Source organism: Brevundimonas intermedia (genome assembly GCF_004614235.1).
GTDB lineage: Bacteria > Pseudomonadota > Alphaproteobacteria > Caulobacterales > Caulobacteraceae > Brevundimonas > Brevundimonas intermedia_A.
The window spans coordinates 341283-358163 of sequence record NZ_SPVH01000001.1 but is presented as its reverse complement, the minus strand read 5'-3'; the positions used below and the strand labels follow the sequence as shown (position 1 = coordinate 358163).

Annotated in this window: 12 protein-coding genes, 3 tRNA genes, 2 rRNA genes and 1 pseudogene; 15 read left to right on the top strand and 3 right to left on the bottom strand. The window is 64.9% G+C overall.

The window, feature by feature from the left end:
* Nucleotides 1-117 precede the first annotated feature (117 nt).
* From EGY25_RS01620 to EGY25_RS16705, 7 genes are all read left to right on the top strand, one after another.
* Nucleotides 118-194 (top strand) — tRNA-Ile (locus EGY25_RS01620).
* Nucleotides 195-275: 81 nt separating this feature from the next.
* Nucleotides 276-351: transfer RNA gene (locus EGY25_RS01615), tRNA-Ala, on the top strand.
* A gap of 200 nt (nucleotides 352-551) precedes the next feature.
* A 23S ribosomal RNA gene (locus tag EGY25_RS01610) occupies nucleotides 552-3337 on the top strand.
* A gap of 171 nt (nucleotides 3338-3508) precedes the next feature.
* Nucleotides 3509-3623, top strand: a 5S ribosomal RNA gene (gene rrf / locus EGY25_RS01605).
* A gap of 92 nt (nucleotides 3624-3715) precedes the next feature.
* Nucleotides 3716-3792, top strand: a tRNA-Met gene (locus EGY25_RS01600).
* 467 nt (nucleotides 3793-4259) lie between these two features.
* On the top strand, nucleotides 4260-4982 hold the full coding sequence (locus EGY25_RS01595; protein WP_167762449.1) for a cytochrome c oxidase assembly protein: 723 nt from the start codon (nucleotides 4260-4262) through the stop codon (nucleotides 4980-4982).
* Complete coding sequence (locus EGY25_RS16705) at nucleotides 4979-5698, top strand: cytochrome b (RefSeq protein ID WP_135193310.1); 720 nt, start codon at nucleotides 4979-4981, stop codon at nucleotides 5696-5698. The genes EGY25_RS01595 and EGY25_RS16705 overlap by 4 nt, the downstream gene beginning before the upstream one ends.
* A 7-nt stretch (nucleotides 5699-5705) precedes the next feature.
* Here EGY25_RS16705 and EGY25_RS16700 read toward each other — a convergent pair.
* Nucleotides 5706-6167, bottom strand: a pseudogene (locus tag EGY25_RS16700) (c-type cytochrome); the annotation flags it as partial.
* Between the two features lie 226 nt (nucleotides 6168-6393).
* Between EGY25_RS16700 and EGY25_RS01580 the strand changes: the two are divergent.
* The 6 genes from EGY25_RS01580 (at nucleotide 6394) to EGY25_RS01555 (ending at nucleotide 12425) form a co-directional block, all read left to right on the top strand.
* Nucleotides 6394-6792 (top strand): c-type cytochrome, encoded by a 399-nt coding sequence (locus EGY25_RS01580; protein ID WP_135193308.1) that lies wholly within the window; start codon nucleotides 6394-6396, stop codon nucleotides 6790-6792.
* A gap of 34 nt (nucleotides 6793-6826) precedes the next feature.
* Nucleotides 6827-7759 carry a cytochrome c oxidase subunit II gene (gene coxB / locus EGY25_RS01575; RefSeq protein WP_245159289.1) on the top strand — a complete coding sequence of 311 codons (933 nt, stop codon included), beginning with the start codon at nucleotides 6827-6829 and terminating at the stop codon, nucleotides 7757-7759.
* On the top strand, nucleotides 7756-10302 hold the full coding sequence (gene ctaD / locus EGY25_RS01570) for a cytochrome c oxidase subunit I (protein ID WP_135193306.1): 2547 nt from the start codon (nucleotides 7756-7758) through the stop codon (nucleotides 10300-10302). The genes coxB and ctaD overlap by 4 nt, the downstream gene beginning before the upstream one ends.
* A complete protein-coding gene (locus EGY25_RS01565) occupies nucleotides 10299-10607 on the top strand; it encodes a hypothetical protein (RefSeq protein ID WP_135193305.1) in 309 nt (102 codons plus the stop codon). The genes ctaD and EGY25_RS01565 overlap by 4 nt, the downstream gene beginning before the upstream one ends.
* Before the next feature lie 100 nt (nucleotides 10608-10707).
* Nucleotides 10708-11121, top strand: coding sequence for a DUF2231 domain-containing protein (locus EGY25_RS01560; RefSeq protein WP_135193304.1), 414 nt, complete (start codon nucleotides 10708-10710; stop codon nucleotides 11119-11121).
* A gap of 38 nt (nucleotides 11122-11159) precedes the next feature.
* Entirely contained in the window at nucleotides 11160-12425 is a 1266-nt protein-coding gene (locus EGY25_RS01555) for a PQQ-dependent sugar dehydrogenase (RefSeq protein WP_432417361.1), read from the top strand.
* A gap of 39 nt (nucleotides 12426-12464) precedes the next feature.
* On the opposite strand, the gene EGY25_RS01550 is transcribed toward EGY25_RS01555, so the two are convergent.
* Both EGY25_RS01550 and EGY25_RS01545 read right to left on the bottom strand, forming a co-directional pair.
* Entirely contained in the window at nucleotides 12465-14978 is a 2514-nt protein-coding gene (locus EGY25_RS01550; RefSeq protein ID WP_135193302.1) for an ABC transporter permease, read from the bottom strand.
* Nucleotides 14975-15667, bottom strand: a complete 693-nt coding sequence (locus tag EGY25_RS01545) for an ABC transporter ATP-binding protein (RefSeq protein ID WP_135193301.1) — start codon at nucleotides 15665-15667, stop codon at nucleotides 14975-14977. Before EGY25_RS01545 ends, EGY25_RS01550 begins: the two co-directional genes overlap by 4 nt.
* A gap of 132 nt (nucleotides 15668-15799) precedes the next feature.
* On the opposite strand from EGY25_RS01545, the gene EGY25_RS01540 reads away from it, so the two are divergent.
* Both EGY25_RS01540 and EGY25_RS01535 read left to right on the top strand, forming a co-directional pair.
* Nucleotides 15800-16447: an arylesterase gene (locus EGY25_RS01540; RefSeq protein ID WP_245159294.1), complete on the top strand. Its 648-nt coding sequence runs from the start codon at nucleotides 15800-15802 to the stop codon at nucleotides 16445-16447.
* 160 nt (nucleotides 16448-16607) lie between these two features.
* Nucleotides 16608-16820 (top strand): hypothetical protein, encoded by a 213-nt coding sequence (locus EGY25_RS01535; protein ID WP_135193299.1) that lies wholly within the window; start codon nucleotides 16608-16610, stop codon nucleotides 16818-16820.
* Nucleotides 16821-16881 lie beyond the last annotated feature (61 nt).

Here is a 16881-nt window from a genome sequence, read left to right as displayed (position 1 = left end):
AACGCCGCCGTCTCCGTTTCTCTTTCCACTTTCGTCATCGACGCATCGACCATTCGGGTCGTTGTACTGGTGACGCGATCGCGAGCCTGGGTCTTATAGCCCGGCTGTCGCTGCCATAGGCCCGTAGCTCAGGTGGTTAGAGCGTACGCCTGATAAGCGTAAGGTCGGCAGTTCGAGTCTGCCCGGGCCTACCAGGACTTCTGGTTCGCCGGGGTTCTCAGCCTCAAGACGGCATCGCCGACAGCTCTCCTGGGCTTCGCACTGTTCCTTGGAACGGGGCCATAGCTCAGTTGGTAGAGCGCCTGCTTTGCAAGCAGGATGTCGTCGGTTCGACTCCGTCTGGCTCCACCAGGATCTTGTGATCGCATTCAAGTTTGCCGTCAGCCGTAAGGTTGGCGTGCATTGAAATCGTAAAGGAAGAACGCAACCGGCTCCCCTGAGCTTTTAGGTTATGTTCGAGAAGAAGACATTGTCTGACAAATATCAGGCTTGGTCCCCCGGCAACTTTCCAGTCGGGCGGAATAAACCAAGCATGAGTTTTGCTGAGAAACGATCAAACGTTGAAGGGCTTCTGACGGATGCCTTGGCGTAGAGAGGCGATGAAGGACGTGGCAAGCTGCGATAAGAACCGGGGAGGCGCTAGCACCCTTTGATCCGGTTATTTCCGAATGGGGAAACCCACCTTTACAGTCTTCCAACTTCGTTCTGGTTTCGGCCAGGACGGCGATTGGCGGATTGTTGAAAGGTATAATGAACTGAATACATAGGTTCATTAAGCGAACCCGGGGAACTGAAACATCTCAGTACCCGGAGGAAAGGACATCAACCGAGACTCCCGTAGTAGTGGCGAGCGAACCGGGACCAGGCCAGTGCTCTTGTGAAATAAAGACGAACGATCTGGAAAGGTCGGCCATAGTGGGTGAAAGCCCCGTAGTCATCAAATAGCAAGAGACTCGAGTAGGGCGGGACACGTGAAATCCTGTCTGAACATGGGGGGACCACCCTCCAAGCCTAAGTACTCCTCTACGACCGATAGTGAACAAGTACCGTGAGGGAAAGGTGAAAAGCACCCCGACAAGGGGAGTGAAACAGATCCTGAAATCGGAAGCCTACAAGCAGTCGGAGCCCCCAAGCGGGGTGACGGCGTACCTTTTGTATAATGGGTCAGCGACTTCATGTGTCGAGCAAGCTTAAGCCGTTAGGTGTAGGCGCAGCGAAAGCGAGTCTGAATAGGGCGCTAAGTTCGACGTATGACGACCCGAAACCAGGTGATCTATCCATGAGCAGGTTGAAGGTTGGGTAACACCAACTGGAGGACCGAACCCGTGAATGTTGAAAAATTCTGGGATGACTTGTGGATAGGGGTGAAAGGCCAATCAAACCTGGACATAGCTGGTTCTCCGCGAAATCTATTTAGGTAGAGCGTCCGACGAATTCCTTGGGGGGTAGAGCACTGGATGGTTGCGGGCTGCGCGAGCGGTACCAATACTAACCAAACTCCGAATACCCAAGAGAACTATCGGGCAGACACACGGCGGGTGCTAACGTCCGTCGTGAAAAGGGAAACAACCCTAACCATCATCTAAGGCCCCCAAGTCACGGCTAAGTGGGAAACGATGTGGGATTGCTTTGACAATCAGGAGGTTGGCTTAGAAGCAGCCATCCTTTAAAGAAAGCGTAACAGCTCACTGATCAAGCGAACCTGCGCGGAAAATGTAACGGGGCTCAAGCCGTGCGCCGAAGATATGGGTTTGCAGTTTACTGCAAGCGGTAGCGGAGCGTTCCGTAGGCCGGTGAAGGTCAGGCGTGAGCCTGGCTGGAGGTATCGGAAGTGAGAATGCTGACATGAGTAACGATAGGAGTGTGAGAGACACTCCCGCCGAAAGACCAAGGGTTCCTGCGTAAAGCTAATCTGCGCAGGGTTAGTCGGCCCCTAAGGCGAGGCTGAAAAGCGTAGTCGATGGGAAGCAGGTAAATATTCCTGCACCAGCTGGAAGTGACGGATGGCTTAACTCGTACCCACTTATTGGATTGTGTGTGCGGGGGCGTTGTCCCAGGAAATAACTCCAGCAGAGACCGTACCCGAAACCGACACAGGTGGTCAGGTAGAGCATACCAAGGCGTTTGAGAGAACTATGCTGAAGGAACTCGGCAAATTGCACGCGTAACTTCGGAATAAGCGTGACTCACCCTGGGCAACCAGGACTGAGTGGCACAAGCCAGGGGGTAGCGACTGTTTAGCAAAAACACAGGGCTCTGCGAAGCAGCAATGCGACGTATAGGGTCTGACGCCTGCCCGGTGCCTGAAGGTTAAAGGGAGTTGTGAAAGCGACGAACTGAAGCCCAGGTAAACGGCGGCCGTAACTATAACGGTCCTAAGGTAGCGAAATTCCTTGTCGGGTAAGTTCCGACCTGCACGAATGGCGTAACGACTTCCCCACTGTCTCCAGCATAGGCTCAGTGAAATTGAATTCCCCGTGAAGATGCGGGGTTCCCGCGGTCAGACGGAAAGACCCTATGAACCTTTACTATAGCTTCGCCTTGGCGTTAGCGACCGTATGTGTAGGATAGGTGGGAGACTATGAAACCGGAGCGCCAGCTCTGGTGGAGTCGTCCTTGAAATACCACCCTTACTGTCGTTGACGTCTAACCGAGGGCCGTTATCCGGTCCCGGGACATGGCGTGGTGGGTAGTTTGACTGGGGCGGTCGCCTCCTAAAGTGTAACGGAGGCGCGCGATGGTGGGCTCAGACCGGTCGGAAATCGGTCGTCGAGTGCAATGGCATAAGCCCGCCTGACTGCGAGACTGACAAGTCGAGCAGAGACGAAAGTCGGCCATAGTGATCCGGTGGTCCCGAGTGGAAGGGCCATCGCTCAACGGATAAAAGGTACTCTAGGGATAACAGGCTGATTTTGCCCAAGAGTCCATATCGACGGCAAAGTTTGGCACCTCGATGTCGGCTCATCACATCCTGGGGCTGGAGCAGGTCCCAAGGGTATGGCTGTTCGCCATTTAAAGTGGTACGTGAGCTGGGTTCAGAACGTCGTGAGACAGTTTGGTCCCTATCTGCCGTGGGTGTTCGAAGCTTGAGAGGATCTGTCCCTAGTACGAGAGGACCGGGATGGACATACCTCTGGTGTACCTGTCATGGCGCCAGCTGTGCAGCAGGGTAGCTAAGTATGGAATAGATAACCGCTGAAAGCATCTAAGCGGGAAACTAACCTCAAAACAAGGCTTCGCTGAGGATCGTGGAAGACTACCACGTTGATAGGCCAGGTGTGGAAGTGGGGCGACCCATGAAGCTTACTGGTACTAATAATCCGATCGGTTTGATCGTTTCTCAGCAAAACTCATTCGATGATTGCTCCTTGACCGAAGCAATCTCAGACAATGTCTTCTTCTCACTCTTGCTTAAGCTACCGCGCTTCGCGCTGCTTGAGCTTGAGTGGTATCTGGCCTCAAGTAGGGCGAAAGCCCGATAGGCCAGAAATCATGTGTGCTTGGTTGACCTGGTGACTATGTCGGAGGTTCCCCACCCGATCCCATTCCGAACTCGGTCGTTAAGCCCTCCAGAGCCAATGGTACTTCGTCTCAAGGCGCGGGAGAGTAGGTCGTCGCCGGGTCTACCAAGCACACATGATTTACGCGCTAACGGCCTTCGGCCTACTTGAGCGCACTTCTCGAACCGTTCTTCCTTTTCGACACTACCGTTTGCCGCGGGATGGAGCAGCCCGGTAGCTCGTCAGGCTCATAACCTGAAGGTCGTAGGTTCAAATCCTACTCCCGCACCCAAACTATAAACAAAACCCCACAGTTCACACTGTGGGGTTTTGTGCATTCTGAGACCCGCCCACTCCCAGGCAGTCAAGGCGACGTAGGACGCAAGTCGAACTCGCCTAAACCCTCCAACAGGATGTTGATCCGCTGGCGATTTCCGCCGGGCCTACGCCGTCGATCTGCGCAATCCCGCCCACGTCTGTCGTCTGGCGGCCGCCTTCGATGCCTGTGTGTCTCCGGAAAATCGGGCGCGACTGGTCGCCGTTATGAGAAGCATCAATGTCGAGCGTTTCTTTCCAAGTTCCGACCGGCCGTTCTCCGGGGTGTTGGTGACGACCTCAAGCGTTCGCAATCTGCGTCTTAATCGACCGCCCATTCTGTTAGTGGAGACTGCGCACCCCGAGTTGGAACCGGGGCGCGGCGCTGCGGCTTTCCATGTTGAAGCTTGAGGGGACGCACCTGATGCCTGAGATGATGCGATCATGAGCGCGGGGGGGATGTGGACGCCCTATTGCGGCGTCGCGCCTGAACTCGGCGATTGGCGGTGGAACCTGGATCCGGTGTTACTGCTGGTTCTGGTCGTGGCCACGGGTCTGATCGCGCTGCGTCTCGAAGGGTGGCGACGCGCCTTTGGGTTGGCGGCGATGGCGGTGCTGGCGGTGGGGTTCGTTTCGCCCTTGTGCGCCTTGAGTTCGGCGCTGTTCTCGGCGCGGACGGTGCATCACGTCTTGCTGGTCGGCGTGGCTGCGCCGCTGTTGGCGGGCGCCTTGCCGGTTCGGCGATATGGGTCGCTGGTGCTGGCGACGGCGGTTCAGGCGGTCATCTTCTGGGCCTGGCATGCGCCGGGGGCCTATGCCGCCGCCCTTTCCAATGATGGCGTCTATTGGGTGATGCAGATCAGCTTGTTGGCCAGTGCGACGTGGTTCTGGGCGGCGGCGCGGGCGGCCACGGCGCCGGCGGCGGTCGTGGCGCTTCTGGCGGCGATGCTGGCGATGGGCCTGCTGGGAGCGGTGCTGACCTTTGCAGGGCAGGCCGTCTATGCGCCGCATGCCTACACCACCCTGGCTTGGGGCATGACGCCGCTGGAGGATCAGCAGGCGGCCGGGCTGATCATGTGGGCGCCGGCAGCGGCGCTGTATCTGTTCGCGGCGCTTTGGCGGCTGGGTCAAGTGATCGGGCCTGATGTCGAGGCGCGGGCGGCGTGATCGAGAAGCTTTTCACGCAACTGCTCGAATGGGCGGCGGGGCACCATGACGAGGGCCGGTATTCGCCCGTCGGCATCCTGTTTCACTGGGTCATGGCGGGGCTGGTGATCTTCCAGCTCGGCTGGGGCTGGTGGATGGGGCGTCAGCCGGTCGGCGGCGCCATGATGGCCGCCTATGACCTGCATTTCGCGGTCGGTGTGCTGATGCTGATCCTGGTGATCGGGCGGCTGTCGTGGCGACTGCTGGCGCCCAATCTGATCAACGATGCCGACAAGCCGGGGTGGGAGAGCATGGCCGCCCATGTGACCCACTATGTCTTCTACATCTGTCTGTTCGGCCTGCCGCTGTCGGGCTGGGCCATGATCTCGGCGACGGATCGGACGCGGCAGCTGGAGACGCTGGGCTTCATCAAATGGCCGCTGCTGCCGTTGCAGGATCTGTCGAACACCCAACTATGGGGGATCGAGGCGGCGGCGGAATGGATGCACTGGGGCCTGGTCGTGACCCTGCTGCTGATGATCCCGATCCACGCCGGCGCGGCGCTCAAGCACCATCTGATCGATAGGGACGACGTGTTTCACGCGATGCTGCCGGTCGTGCCGCTGCGTCAACGGAAGCGGACCCGGTGGCAGCGGCGCTGGCGGGCGCTGGAGAAGCGGGTTGCGTCGACAGCCAGGACGCTATGGCGCGGGCTTCTGGGTCCGAAAGCGATTTGACGGCGGCGGCCATGACCCCGCGCGGATCGTTGCGGCGTTCGCCCGACTTCCACCGCCCGATCTGTTCCAGCGTATAGGCGACGGGCTGGCCCGCGATCTGGGGATTGCCGCCCTGTCCGGACCCTTGACCGTCCGCGCCATGGCAGGAGGCGCAGGCGACGATGCCGCGCGAGGCGTCGCCCTGGAGATAGATCGTAGGCGCGGGGGCCGTAGCCGGCATCTGGGTTTGTGGAGCGGGCAGGGACGCATAGTAGGCCGCGACCTCGCGCCGGCCCTTCTGGTCCAGCGCCTTGGCGATTCGGGTCATGGCGTCATCGGGCCTCAGACCAGAGGCGTAGTCTTCCATCTGTTTCTGCAGATAGCCGGCGTCGAGACCCGCCAGACGGGGCGCCGCCACGCCGTCCCCACCCCCGTCCAGACCGTGGCAGGTGAAACAGGCGTTGGCCGCGCCGCCGGCGCCGCCGCTCATGGCGATGATCTGGCCATCGGCGGTGAAGGCGCGATCCGTCTGGCCCGGCGTGGAGTCGCAGGCGGCCAGGCCGGTCAGCAGGAGTAGGGCGGAAAGGGGCGCGCGCACGGCGGTGCAACACCTGCTTATGGCGGAGGTTCCGCATTGGATTGCGACGGGGCTCCATGTCGCAGTCGGGAACCTCCGTCCGGCAAGGGGATTGCTCTGGCGAAGCTTTGGGGGGCGGATGGGTTTTCGGACGACGGGCGAGGCGATGGGACGGCGGGTGACGGTCGGCGCGCTGGCGCTCGCCCTGTGCGCCTGCGTGGACAAGGCCGATCTGCCGCGACCGATGGTTCAGGCCGATCCGGTAGCCGGACTGGCGGTGATCGAGGAAGTCGGTTGCGCCGCCTGTCACAAGATTCCCGGCGTCGCCTGGCCTGAGGGACGCTCGGGCTCGAACCTTGCCGGTTTCGGCGCGCGGCCCCTGATCGCCGGGCGTCTGCCGAACCAGCCCGATGTCCTGATCCGCTGGCTGATCGACGCGCCGTCGATGGACCCCGGAACCGCCATGCCGCCCATGCCCCTGACGCAAGACCAAGCCCGCGACGTTGCGGCCTATCTGTACACGCTCGATGAAGACTGAAGCTCCTCCCGGAATCGCCGGATGGCCCCCGCCCGTGCTCGACCCGGCCGGACCGTTCGCCGGGCCGATCCAGACCGTGGCCTGGGTGCTGTTCGTCATGGCGGCGGTGGTCATGGTCGTCGTGCTGGTCGCGCTGGGCGTCGCCCTGTTCGGGCCGCGCAAGTGGAAGCGGCGGGTCGGGGGCGAGCGCCTGATCTGGATTGCCGGCCTGGTCTTTCCGGTGGTCGTTCTCACGGGCCTGCTGATCTATGGACTGACTACGACCGCGCGGGTGGCCGATGCGCCAAAGCCGGGCGAGATGCGGGTGCGGGTCACGGGCGAGATGTGGTGGTGGCGCGTCGCCTATCTGGATGGTCAGGGTCGCGAGATCGTTCAGGACGCCAACGAGGTCCACATTCCAGCTGGCCAGCCGGTGGTGTTCGAGCTGGAAAGCGCCGACGTGATCCACAGCTTCTGGGTGCCGCGCCTGGGCGGAAAGACCGACATGATCCCCGGCCGTCGCAACTTCATGCGGTTGCAGGCCGATGCGCCCGGGACCTACGGCGGACAGTGCGCCGAATATTGCGGCGGGCCGCACGCCCTGATGGGGCTGGTGGTCGTGGCCCATGCGCCGGCCGACTACGCCGCCTGGCTGGCACGACAGTCGCGGCCGGCCGCCGCCGTGCCGTCGGCCCAGGGACCGCTGGCGCTGATCGACCAAGGGCGCAATGTCTTCGCTGCGTCGGGCTGTGCCGCCTGCCACACCATTCGCGGGACCGAGGCGAACGGCCTGGCTGGCCCGGACCTGACCCATGTCGGATCGCGCCAGACCCTGGGCGCCGGCATCCTGCCGAACAATCAGGGGACGATGGCGGGCTGGATATCGGACAGCCAGAGTCTGAAGCCGGGCAACCGGATGCCGTCCTATGCGGTCCTGTCGGGCCAGGACGTGCGCGCCGTCGCCGCCTATCTGGAAAGCCTGAAATGAGTTCGGAAACCGGGTTCGATCCCGAACTCTACAAACGCTTCCCCACGACCGAAGCCCGGCCCGAGGGCGAGCTGGAGCAGCTGGAAGAGGTCTGGTGCGGCCCGCGTCGTCCGTGGGAGTGGATCACCGCGATCAACAACAACTACATCGGCGTCTATTACGTCGGCGCGGCCATGCTGTTCTTCGTGCTGGCCGGGGTGCTGGCCCTGTTGATGCGGACCCAGCTGGCCCTTCCGATGACGGGCTTCCTGGCGCAGGAGACCTACAACCAGATCTTCACCATGCACGGCACGGTGATGATGTTCCTGTTCGCCGTCCCGGCGGTCGAGGCCCTGGGCGTGCTGCTGCTGCCCCAGATGCTGGGCGCGCGCGACCTGCCGTTCCCGAGGCTGAGCGCCTACGCCTTCTGGGCCTATCTGGTTGGGGGGCTGTGCTTCTTCGCCTCGCTGTTCTTCGGCCTGGCGCCGAACGGCGGCTGGTTCATGTATCCGCCGCTGACCTCGACCACCTATTCGCCGGGGATCAACGCCGACTTCTGGCTGCTGGGCATCGGCTTTATCGAGATCTCGGCCATCGCCGGCGCCATCGAGATCATCGTCGGCGTGTTGAAGACCCGCGCGCCGGGCATGACGCTGGACAAGCTGCCGATCTTCGCCTGGGCCATGCTGATCTTCGCCTGCATGATCATCATCGCCTTCCCGTCGATCATCCTGTCCACGCTTCTGCTGGAGCTGGAACGCGCGCTCGGCTGGCCCTTCTTCGATGCGGCCAAGGGCGGCGACCCCATGCTGTGGCAGCACCTGTTCTGGTTCTTCGGCCACCCCGAGGTCTACATAATCTTCCTGCCGGCGGCGGGGGCCATGTCGACCCTGATCCCGGCGGTCGCCCAGACCAAGCTGGTCGGTTATCGGCTGGTGGTTCTGGCCATGCTGGCGACGGGCTTCATCAGCTTCGGCGTATGGGCGCACCACATGTTCACCACGGGCATGCCGCAGATCTCGATCAACTACTTCAGCGCCGCCTCCATGGCCGTCAGCGTGCCGGCGGGGGTGCAGGTCTTCGCCTGGATCGCCACCCTGGCGGCGGGCAAGATGCGGTTCAATACGCCCGGCCTTTTCGCGGTCGGGGGGCTGGTGATCTTCGTCATGGGCGGGCTGACCGGGGTCATGGTCGCCATGGTCCCGTTCGACTGGCAGGCCCACGACAGCTATTTCATCGTCGCCCACCTGCACTACGTCCTGATCGGCGGCATGGTCTTCCCCCTGTTCGCCGCCATCTACTACTGGACCCCGATGTCCAGCAGCCGGCCGCTGAGCGAGCGGTGGGGCAAGTGGATCTTCTGGCTGATGTTCGTCGGCCACAACTTGACCTTCATGCCCATGCACCTGACCGGGCTGATGGGCATGCCGCGCCGGGTCTATACCTATCTGCCGGACCGGGGCTGGGACCTGCCCAATATGATCTCGACCGTCGGCTCCTTCATGTTCGGCCTCGCGGTCCTGCTGTGGGTCGTCGACATGGTGCGCAACTTCCGACCGTTCGGGAACAAGGACGCGGGCAATGTCTTCGGCGGGCCCGGGCTGGAGTGGCTGCCCTCCGGCCGGTATTCGTTGCGCTCTGTCCCGGTGATCAAGAGTCTGTATCCCGTCTGGGACCAGCCCGACCTGGCCCGCGATGTGGAAGCCGGCCGCTACTTCCTGCCCGGTGCGCCGCGTGGCGAGCGTGAGACGATGATCACCAGTCCGATCAACGCCGAGCCGCAATATCTGCAGCGCATGCCCCGGCCGTCCAGCTGGTATGTGTGGGGCGCGATCTTCACGGCTGGATTCTTCCTGATCCTGACGATCCAGGCCTATCTGGTGTCGGTCATCAGCGGCGTTCTGGCCATCTACTGCATCCTCAAATGGTGCTGGGGCCTGGATCGGCCCAGCGGCCCGGCGACGGTGGATGTAGGCGGCGGCGTGCGATTGCCGACCTATGTCTCAGGCCCCAGCAGTCATGGCTGGTGGGCCATGGTTATCACCCTGATCGTGTCGGGCATGGTCGCGATCATGGCCTGTTTCTCCTACGTCTTCCTGTGGAGCAGGCGGCCTGACCTGTGGCAGGCGCCGCCGGAGATCGGTTCGCTGCCGCTGACGCTGGGCCTGCTCGCAGCCGCCGGCGTCGGCGCATGGGCGTCTCAAGGCGCACTGAAACTGGACCGGCCCCGCAGCGCCGGCATCGCCGCCGTCCTGATGCTGGCCGCGACCCTGGCGGCGGGCGGCGCCTTTGCGGCGGAGGCCTCGGCCTGGTGGAACTCGGGCCTGCGTCCCGACGCGTCCAGCCAGGGTGCGACCGTCTATGCGCTGTTGGCCTGGCAGGGGACGTTCGTCGGCATCTCGCTTCTGATGGGACCTTTCGTCCTGCTGCGCTGGCTGTGCGGTCTGGTGTCGTCGCGCTATCCGGCGACCTTTGAAGTGGTCGCCCTGTTCGTGGCCTTCACGGCGGTTCAGGGGGCGGCGACGACCCTGCTGATCCGCCTGTTCCCCGGCGTGGGCGCATGAGGTTCTGGCTGCTGATGCTGGGCGGCCTGTTGATCTGGGCCGCCCACTTTATGGGCCTTTACCTGCTGTCGAGCGCCAGCGACGTGGCCCGCGACGACGCCGGGGCGTGGAACGGGGCAGGGCTGGTCTTCAGCATGATCTGCCTGATCGCCATCGCCGGGTTGTGCTGGCGTTGCATCGTCTGGCTGCGAATGAAGCCCACGGACGAAACCCGCGCCTTCGGCCTTCGACTGGCGGTCGCAGGAGGGCTGCTGGGCGGGATCGGCGTGGTGTTTCAGACCCTGGTGCTTGTCGCGCCGGTCTGAGCGACCGTCGGGCGGAAATGACGCGGCGCCGATATTCAAAACGGGTGAACCATTTCGCGATCAGACGGTTAGCCAAGCTAGACTTCAGGAGAGGGCCGGCATGAGCACCCACGGACTATCAGGTGCGGTCATTCGACCGCTGCACGGCCTATTGCTGGCGTTTCCGATCGCCCTGTTCACCTTCGCCCTGTTCACCGACATCGCCTATCTGAAGACGGCCGAGATTCAATGGACCAACTTCTCGGCCTGGCTGATCACCGGCGCCCTGGTGTTCGGCGGGTTGGCGGGCGTCTTCTCCATCGTCGATTTCGTTTTCGGCCGGTCGCGTCGCGCGCTGATCCATTTGGTCGCCCTGGCGCTGGCCTGGGTGCTGGGCCTGGTCAACGCCTTCAAGCATAGCCAGGACGCCTGGAGCTCGGTCGGCGCCTTCGGCGTGATCCTGTCGATCCTCTGCACAATCCTGGTCCTGGTCGCCGGCTGGACCGCCTATGCCGCGCGGGAGAGCGTCCGATGAACAAGAACCTGCTCGCCGCCAGCGCCGCGACCCTCGCCATGGCCCTGACCGTCGCCTCGTGCGGCAACGCCAGCGATCCCAAGCTGAACCAGACGGGCGCCACGCCCGACCTGCCCCAGGTCAACGAAACCCTGGTCCCGGCGATGAAAATCAGCCCGCCCGCAAACTGGAACGGCGAGACGCCGACCGTGCCGGCAGGCTTCACCGTCAGCGCCTTCGCCACCGACCTGAAGATCCCCCGCCAGATGCTGGTGCTGCCGAACGGCGACGTCCTGATCGCCGAGGGGCGCGGCGGCCACGCCCCGCCCTTGCGCCCCAAGGACGTGATCGCCGGCGTCATCAAGAAACAGGGCAACACTAAGATCAAAGGCGGCAACCGCATCACCCTGCTGCGCGACGCCAATAACGACGGCATCCCCGAACTGCGCACCGTCCTGGTCGAGAACCTGGATGCGCCCTACGGCCTCGCCTATGTCGATGGGTCTCTCTACGTCGCCGAGCAAGGCGCGCTGGTCCGCTTCGCCTTCCAGCCGGGCCAGACCGGCATCTCGACGCCGGCCGAGCGGGTCACCGAACTGCCTTCGCGCATCAACCACCACTGGACCAAGTCCCTGACCGTCAGCGCCGACGGGACCAAGCTCTATGTCGGCATCGGCTCCAACTCCAACATCGGCGAACGCGGCATGGCCGTGGAGGAAGAGCGGGCCGTGGTCTGGGAGATCGACCGGGCGACCGGCGCGCGCCGGACAATCGCTACCGGCATCCGCAACCCGACGGCCCTGGCGATCGAGCCGACGACCAGCCTGTTGTGGTCGGTGGTCAACGAGCGCGACGAACTGGGCCCGCAACTGGTGCCGGATTATCTGACCCAGGTGAAGGACGGCGCCTTCTATGGTTGGCCCTACAGCTATTGGGGCCAGAACCGCGATCCGCGCGTGATGCCGCAAAATCCGGAGATGGTCGCCAAGGCCATCGCGCCGGACTACGCCCTGGGCTCGCACGTCGCGGCGCTGGGCATTGACTTCGCGCGCAACGGCGGCTTCGGCGGGGCGTTTTCCAACGGTGCCTTCATCGGTATGCACGGCAGCTGGAACCGCCAGGATCCGTCCGGCTACAAGGTGGCCTGGGTGCCCTTCAACAGCGGTCGTCCCGCAGGCCCGCCGGTCGATTTCGCCACCGGCTTCCTAAAGAACGGCGAGGCGCGCGGCCGGCCGGTCGGCGTGGCCTTCGACCCGAACAAGCGTGTCCTGCTGGTCGCCGACGACCTGTCCAACACGGTGTGGCGCATCGCTCCGACGCAGTAGGGCGGTCGTGCACCGTAAGCCTAGACGGTACAGCAGGCGTCAGTCCGACCGGAGAACCGGCGCGGGGCGTTGCGACAGGGCGTGCAGGGCCGCTATGGCGCCGCCCAGGGCCGCGATGCCCGTGGCGCCGGTCAGCAGCAGGACGACGCCGGCCCAGTCCATGCTCCATGTGGCCTTGAAGGCCAGGGTCACGACCGGCCAGGCGCCGGCGGCGCCGAGCAGGAGACCGGCGAGGCCGGCGATGGCGCCGACCAAACTGTATTCCACGAGGTAGGCGGTCAGGATCTGGGCGTGGGAGCCGCCCAGCACCTTGAGGACGGCCGCCTCGCGCGCCCGCTCGCGCACGCCTGCCGCGATGGCGCCGACCAGAACGAGCAGACCGGCGAGACCGGCGACGGCCGCGGCCCCGCGTATGGCCAGGGCGAGGCGGTCGAAGAGGGTGGCTGCGGCTTCAAGTTGCTCGCGGACGCTGATGACGTTCACTTCGCGGAAGTCTGCGCCAAGCGTCTGGGTCAGGGCCTGTTCCTCGGCGGGGCTGGCGCGGGCGATGGCGACGCTGCGGGGATTGGCGCCTTCGATGGCGGCGGCGTTGAGGACGAGCAGGAAGTTGGTCCCGAAGCCGCCCGGCTCGGTCCGGCGCAGGGCCGCGATGCGCACGTCCATCTCTCGACCCAGCAGTTGCAGGGTCAGGCTGTCGCCGACCTTGAGATCGGCGGCCTTGGCCAAATCTTGCGAGAGGGCGATCTGAGGCGGACCGGCGTAATCGGCGGCCCACCACCGGCCGGAGACGAGGTTGGCATCGTCCGGCGCGCCGGCGAGCGCGGTCAGGAGAATGTCCTGGTCGAAGGCCCAGCGTTCTCCCTGAGGCAGGGCGTCGAGATCGACGGGCGCGCCTTTCAACCGCATGATCCGCCCCGTGAGGAGTGGAAGACGTCGGTAGCGATCCGGCCTAGGGTTCGCCATCACCTTGCCCACCGCCGCATCGAACGCCGCACCGCGATCAGCGGGGATTTCGGTGAAGACCACGGACGGGGCCGATCGCGGGGCCACCTCGGTGATCTGGCCCAGCAGGCTGGACTGAATGAGCACGACCATGGCCAGAAGTGCGACACCCAGGCCGATGGCGGGGGAGGCGGTGCGCGCCGCCGAGCGGGGGCCGGCGAGATTGGCCAGCCCCAGGCGCACCGCGCCGCCGGCGTGTCGTCTCAGGCGTCCGGCGAGGGCGGCCGCCGCGCGACCGAGCAGCCAGAGAAGTGCGAAGGCGACGACCGTGCCGCCGATCAATGCGGCCGCCGCAAGCTTCGACGGTGCGGTCCAAAGGGCCAGGCCCGCCAGTCCGATCGCGGCCAGCACGGCGAAGACCAGTTCGACGCCGAGGACGGGCCGGTCGGTAAGCTGGCGACGGAACAGGGCCGACGGCGGCGTCGCACGGGCGCGGGCAAGGGGCGCGAGCGCGAAGGCAGCGGCCGCCAGAAGGCCGAACGCCCCGGCCTTGACGAGCGGCGCGGGATAGACGGCGAAGAGGGCGGGGATGGGCAGGCTGTCCTTCGCCAGCACGCCGATGACGAGCGGCACGACGGCGCCGATCACGAGACCGATGGCGACCCCGACGGCGGCAAGAACCCCGATCTGGATCAGATAGATCTCGCGGATCAGCGCGCCCTCCGCGCCGAGGGCCTTCAGGGTCGCTATCGACGGCTTGCGGCCTTCCAGATAGGCCGATACGGCGCCCCCCACGCCGAGCCCGCCGGCCACGAGAGACGCCAGGCCGATGAAGCCGAGGAAGTATTCGAGCTGATCGATCAGTCGTCCGGCGCCGGCGGCGGCCTCCGACCGATCTCGGGCTTCGAGCCGGCTCTGCGGAAACCGTTTTTCGATGCCTGCGATGGCGGCCTTGGGATCGACGTCGGCGGGAAGGACGATGCGCACCGCCTCGCCGAACAGGCCGCCGGGGGCGAGCAGGCCGGCCCGCTCGACGGCGGGAACGGTCGTCACCACGCGGGGGCCAAGCGCAAAGCCCCGGCCCAGCCGGTCGGGTTCGGCCAGAAGGACGGCGCGCGCGACGAACGGCGTTCCACCCACCGTGAAGGTGTCGCCGAGCTTGAGGGCGAGTCGATCCAGCAGGCCCTGTTCGACGACAGCGCCCGCCACGCCGTTCTCGACGCGCAAGGCCGTGGCCAGATCGGGCGCGCCCGACAGTTGGACCGCGCCGACCAGGGGATAGGCGGCGTCGACCCCGCGCATATCGACCAGGCGACGTCGGCCGGCGCCGGTCTCGGCCATGCCGTTGGCCCGCACCGAATAGGCGACCGGACCCAGGGCGGCGAAGGCGGCGCGTTGGTCGGGGCTGAACCGGCCCTGATCGAGGCTGAACACGACGTCGCCGCCAAGGATCTCCCGCGCTTGACTGGCCAGCCCCTGGCGGAAGGCCTCGGCGGTCGAGCCTGAGGCGGCGATCGCCGCCACGCCCAGGGCCAGACAGGCCAGGAAGATGCGAAACCCCGCGATCCCGGAGCGGAGCTCGCGGCGGGCGAAGCGGAAGGCGAGCCTCATGCGGAGGCCTGCGACGTGACGACGACCTGACCATCGCGCATCGTCACGATCCGATCCGCGCGTGCGGCGAGACGGTCGTCATGGGTCACCAGGACCAGGGCCGCGCCGCTGTCGCGCACGAGGTCGAACAGCATGTCGGCGACCAGGGCGCCGTTGGTTCCGTCCAGATTGCCGGTCGGTTCGTCGGCGAACAGGAGTTCCGGCCCGACGGCCAGGGCGCGGGCCAAGGCCACGCGCTGCTGTTCGCCGCCCGACATCTGATGGGGATAGTGCGACCGCCGGGCGCCAAGGCCGACCCGTTCCAGCCAGGCCCGTGCCTGCGCGACCGCATCAGGCCGATGAGCCAGCTCCAGCGGCGCGGACACATTCTCCTCGGCCGTCATATTGGGAAGGAGGTGAAAGCTCTGGAACACCAGGGCGGCGCGACCCCGGCGCAGTCGGGCGCGGCCGTCTTCGCCCAGAGCGGCCAGGTCCTGATCGAACAGCATCGCTCGGCCACGTGTCGGCGTCTCCAGCCCGGCGGCGATGGAGATCAGCGACGACTTGCCCGACCCGGAGGGGCCGACGATGGCGACCGTCTCCCCCGGCGCCACGACCAGGTCCACGCCGCGAAGGATTTCCACGGGGCCTGCGGCCGAGGGCAGGGTGAGGACGACGCCGTCGAGGACGAGCGGGGCGGCTGAAGCCATCGATATGTCGCTTGCTGCATTGGGAGGAGGAAGGTCGGTCCCTATATGGGTGCGCAGATCATGACTCCAAAGCCCTCATCGCCCATGCCGCCCATCCCTCGCCGCACGCTCCTGACCGGAGGTTTGGGGCTCGTGCTCGCCGGTTGCAGCCCCGCGAAGGACGACCCGCCAGAGACGCCGGCGGCACCCTCGGCTTCGCCCCCGCCCACGGCTGACAGTTCGGGCGCGCTGGAAAAGGTCGTGACCCTGCTGGGCGATTCCATCACGGCCGGCTTCGGCTTGCCTTCGGCCGAGGCCCTGCCGGTGCGGCTGGAAGAGGCGCTGCGTGCAAAGGGGCTCAGGGTGAGGGTTCGCGGGGCCGGGGTGTCGGGCGACACGACCGGCGGCGGGCTGGCCCGGGTCGGCTACAGCGTCCAGGACGACACCGATCTGTGCATCGTCGCCCTGGGGGGCAACGACATGCTTCAAGGCGTGGATCCGAAAACGGTCCGGGCCAATCTGGAGGCCATCATCGCATCGCTGAAGGCGCGCGACATTCCCGTCCTGCTGGCGGGTATGAAGGCGCCGCCGCAGTACGGCGCCTACGCCGCCGAGTTCGACCGCATCTTCGTGGATCTGGCGCGCCAGGACGATGTCCCGGCCTATCCCTTCCTGCTGGAAGGCGTGGCTCTGGATCGTCGCTACAACCAGCCAGACGGCATCCACCCCAACGCCCGAGGGGTGCGCATCATCGCCGAAGGTCTGGCGCCGGTCGTGGCGACCGCACTGTCTGGCGGCTAGAGGTGGCGAACGTCATGGGATCGCCCTTGAACCCCTGTTCGCGCATCGCCATCTCGGGTCTGCCCTTCCTGGGCGTTTCCTCCCAAATCGACTTCCGGCCTCGTCGCCCTGTGCGACGGGGCTGATTTTTGTCCGGAACGATCTCCTGTCCGAGCGCGCCATGCCTAAAGCCAACGACACCGTCCATCTGCGCTTTACGCTGAAGGGCGAGAGCGGCCCGTTCTGGCAGACAAATGCAACGGTCGCCTCGGTCGGCAGTGGAACCGCCCTGCTCGATGGCCTGGATCGCCAGATCGTCTCGCGCATCGCCGACTTTCGCCGGGCCGGGGATGGCCGCTGGACCCTCGACTTCGAGGTGCGGTCGAGGCCCTAGGCGGGGAGGCTTTTAGGTCTTTCTCTCCGAGTGTGGGCTTGCGAGAATGTTTGTCGCCCTC

Excerpts from the sequence above, each read along its gene's own strand:
- EGY25_RS01595 (WP_167762449.1), top strand. The coding sequence starts at position 4,260 with ATGAGCGCGGGGGGGATGTGGACGCCCTATTGCGGCGTCGCGCCTGAA.
- EGY25_RS01580 (WP_135193308.1), top strand. The coding sequence starts at position 6,394 with ATGGGTTTTCGGACGACGGGCGAGGCGATGGGACGGCGGGTGACGGTC.
- ctaD (WP_135193306.1), top strand. The coding sequence starts at position 7,756 with ATGAGTTCGGAAACCGGGTTCGATCCCGAACTCTACAAACGCTTCCCC.
- EGY25_RS01565 (WP_135193305.1), top strand. The coding sequence starts at position 10,299 with ATGAGGTTCTGGCTGCTGATGCTGGGCGGCCTGTTGATCTGGGCCGCC.
- EGY25_RS01560 (WP_135193304.1), top strand. The coding sequence starts at position 10,708 with ATGAGCACCCACGGACTATCAGGTGCGGTCATTCGACCGCTGCACGGC.
- EGY25_RS01555 (WP_432417361.1), top strand. The coding sequence starts at position 11,160 with ATGGCCCTGACCGTCGCCTCGTGCGGCAACGCCAGCGATCCCAAGCTG.
- EGY25_RS01550 (WP_135193302.1), bottom strand. The coding sequence starts at position 14,978 with ATGAGGCTCGCCTTCCGCTTCGCCCGCCGCGAGCTCCGCTCCGGGATC.
- EGY25_RS01545 (WP_135193301.1), bottom strand. The coding sequence starts at position 15,667 with ATGGCTTCAGCCGCCCCGCTCGTCCTCGACGGCGTCGTCCTCACCCTG.
- EGY25_RS01535 (WP_135193299.1), top strand. The coding sequence starts at position 16,608 with ATGCCTAAAGCCAACGACACCGTCCATCTGCGCTTTACGCTGAAGGGC.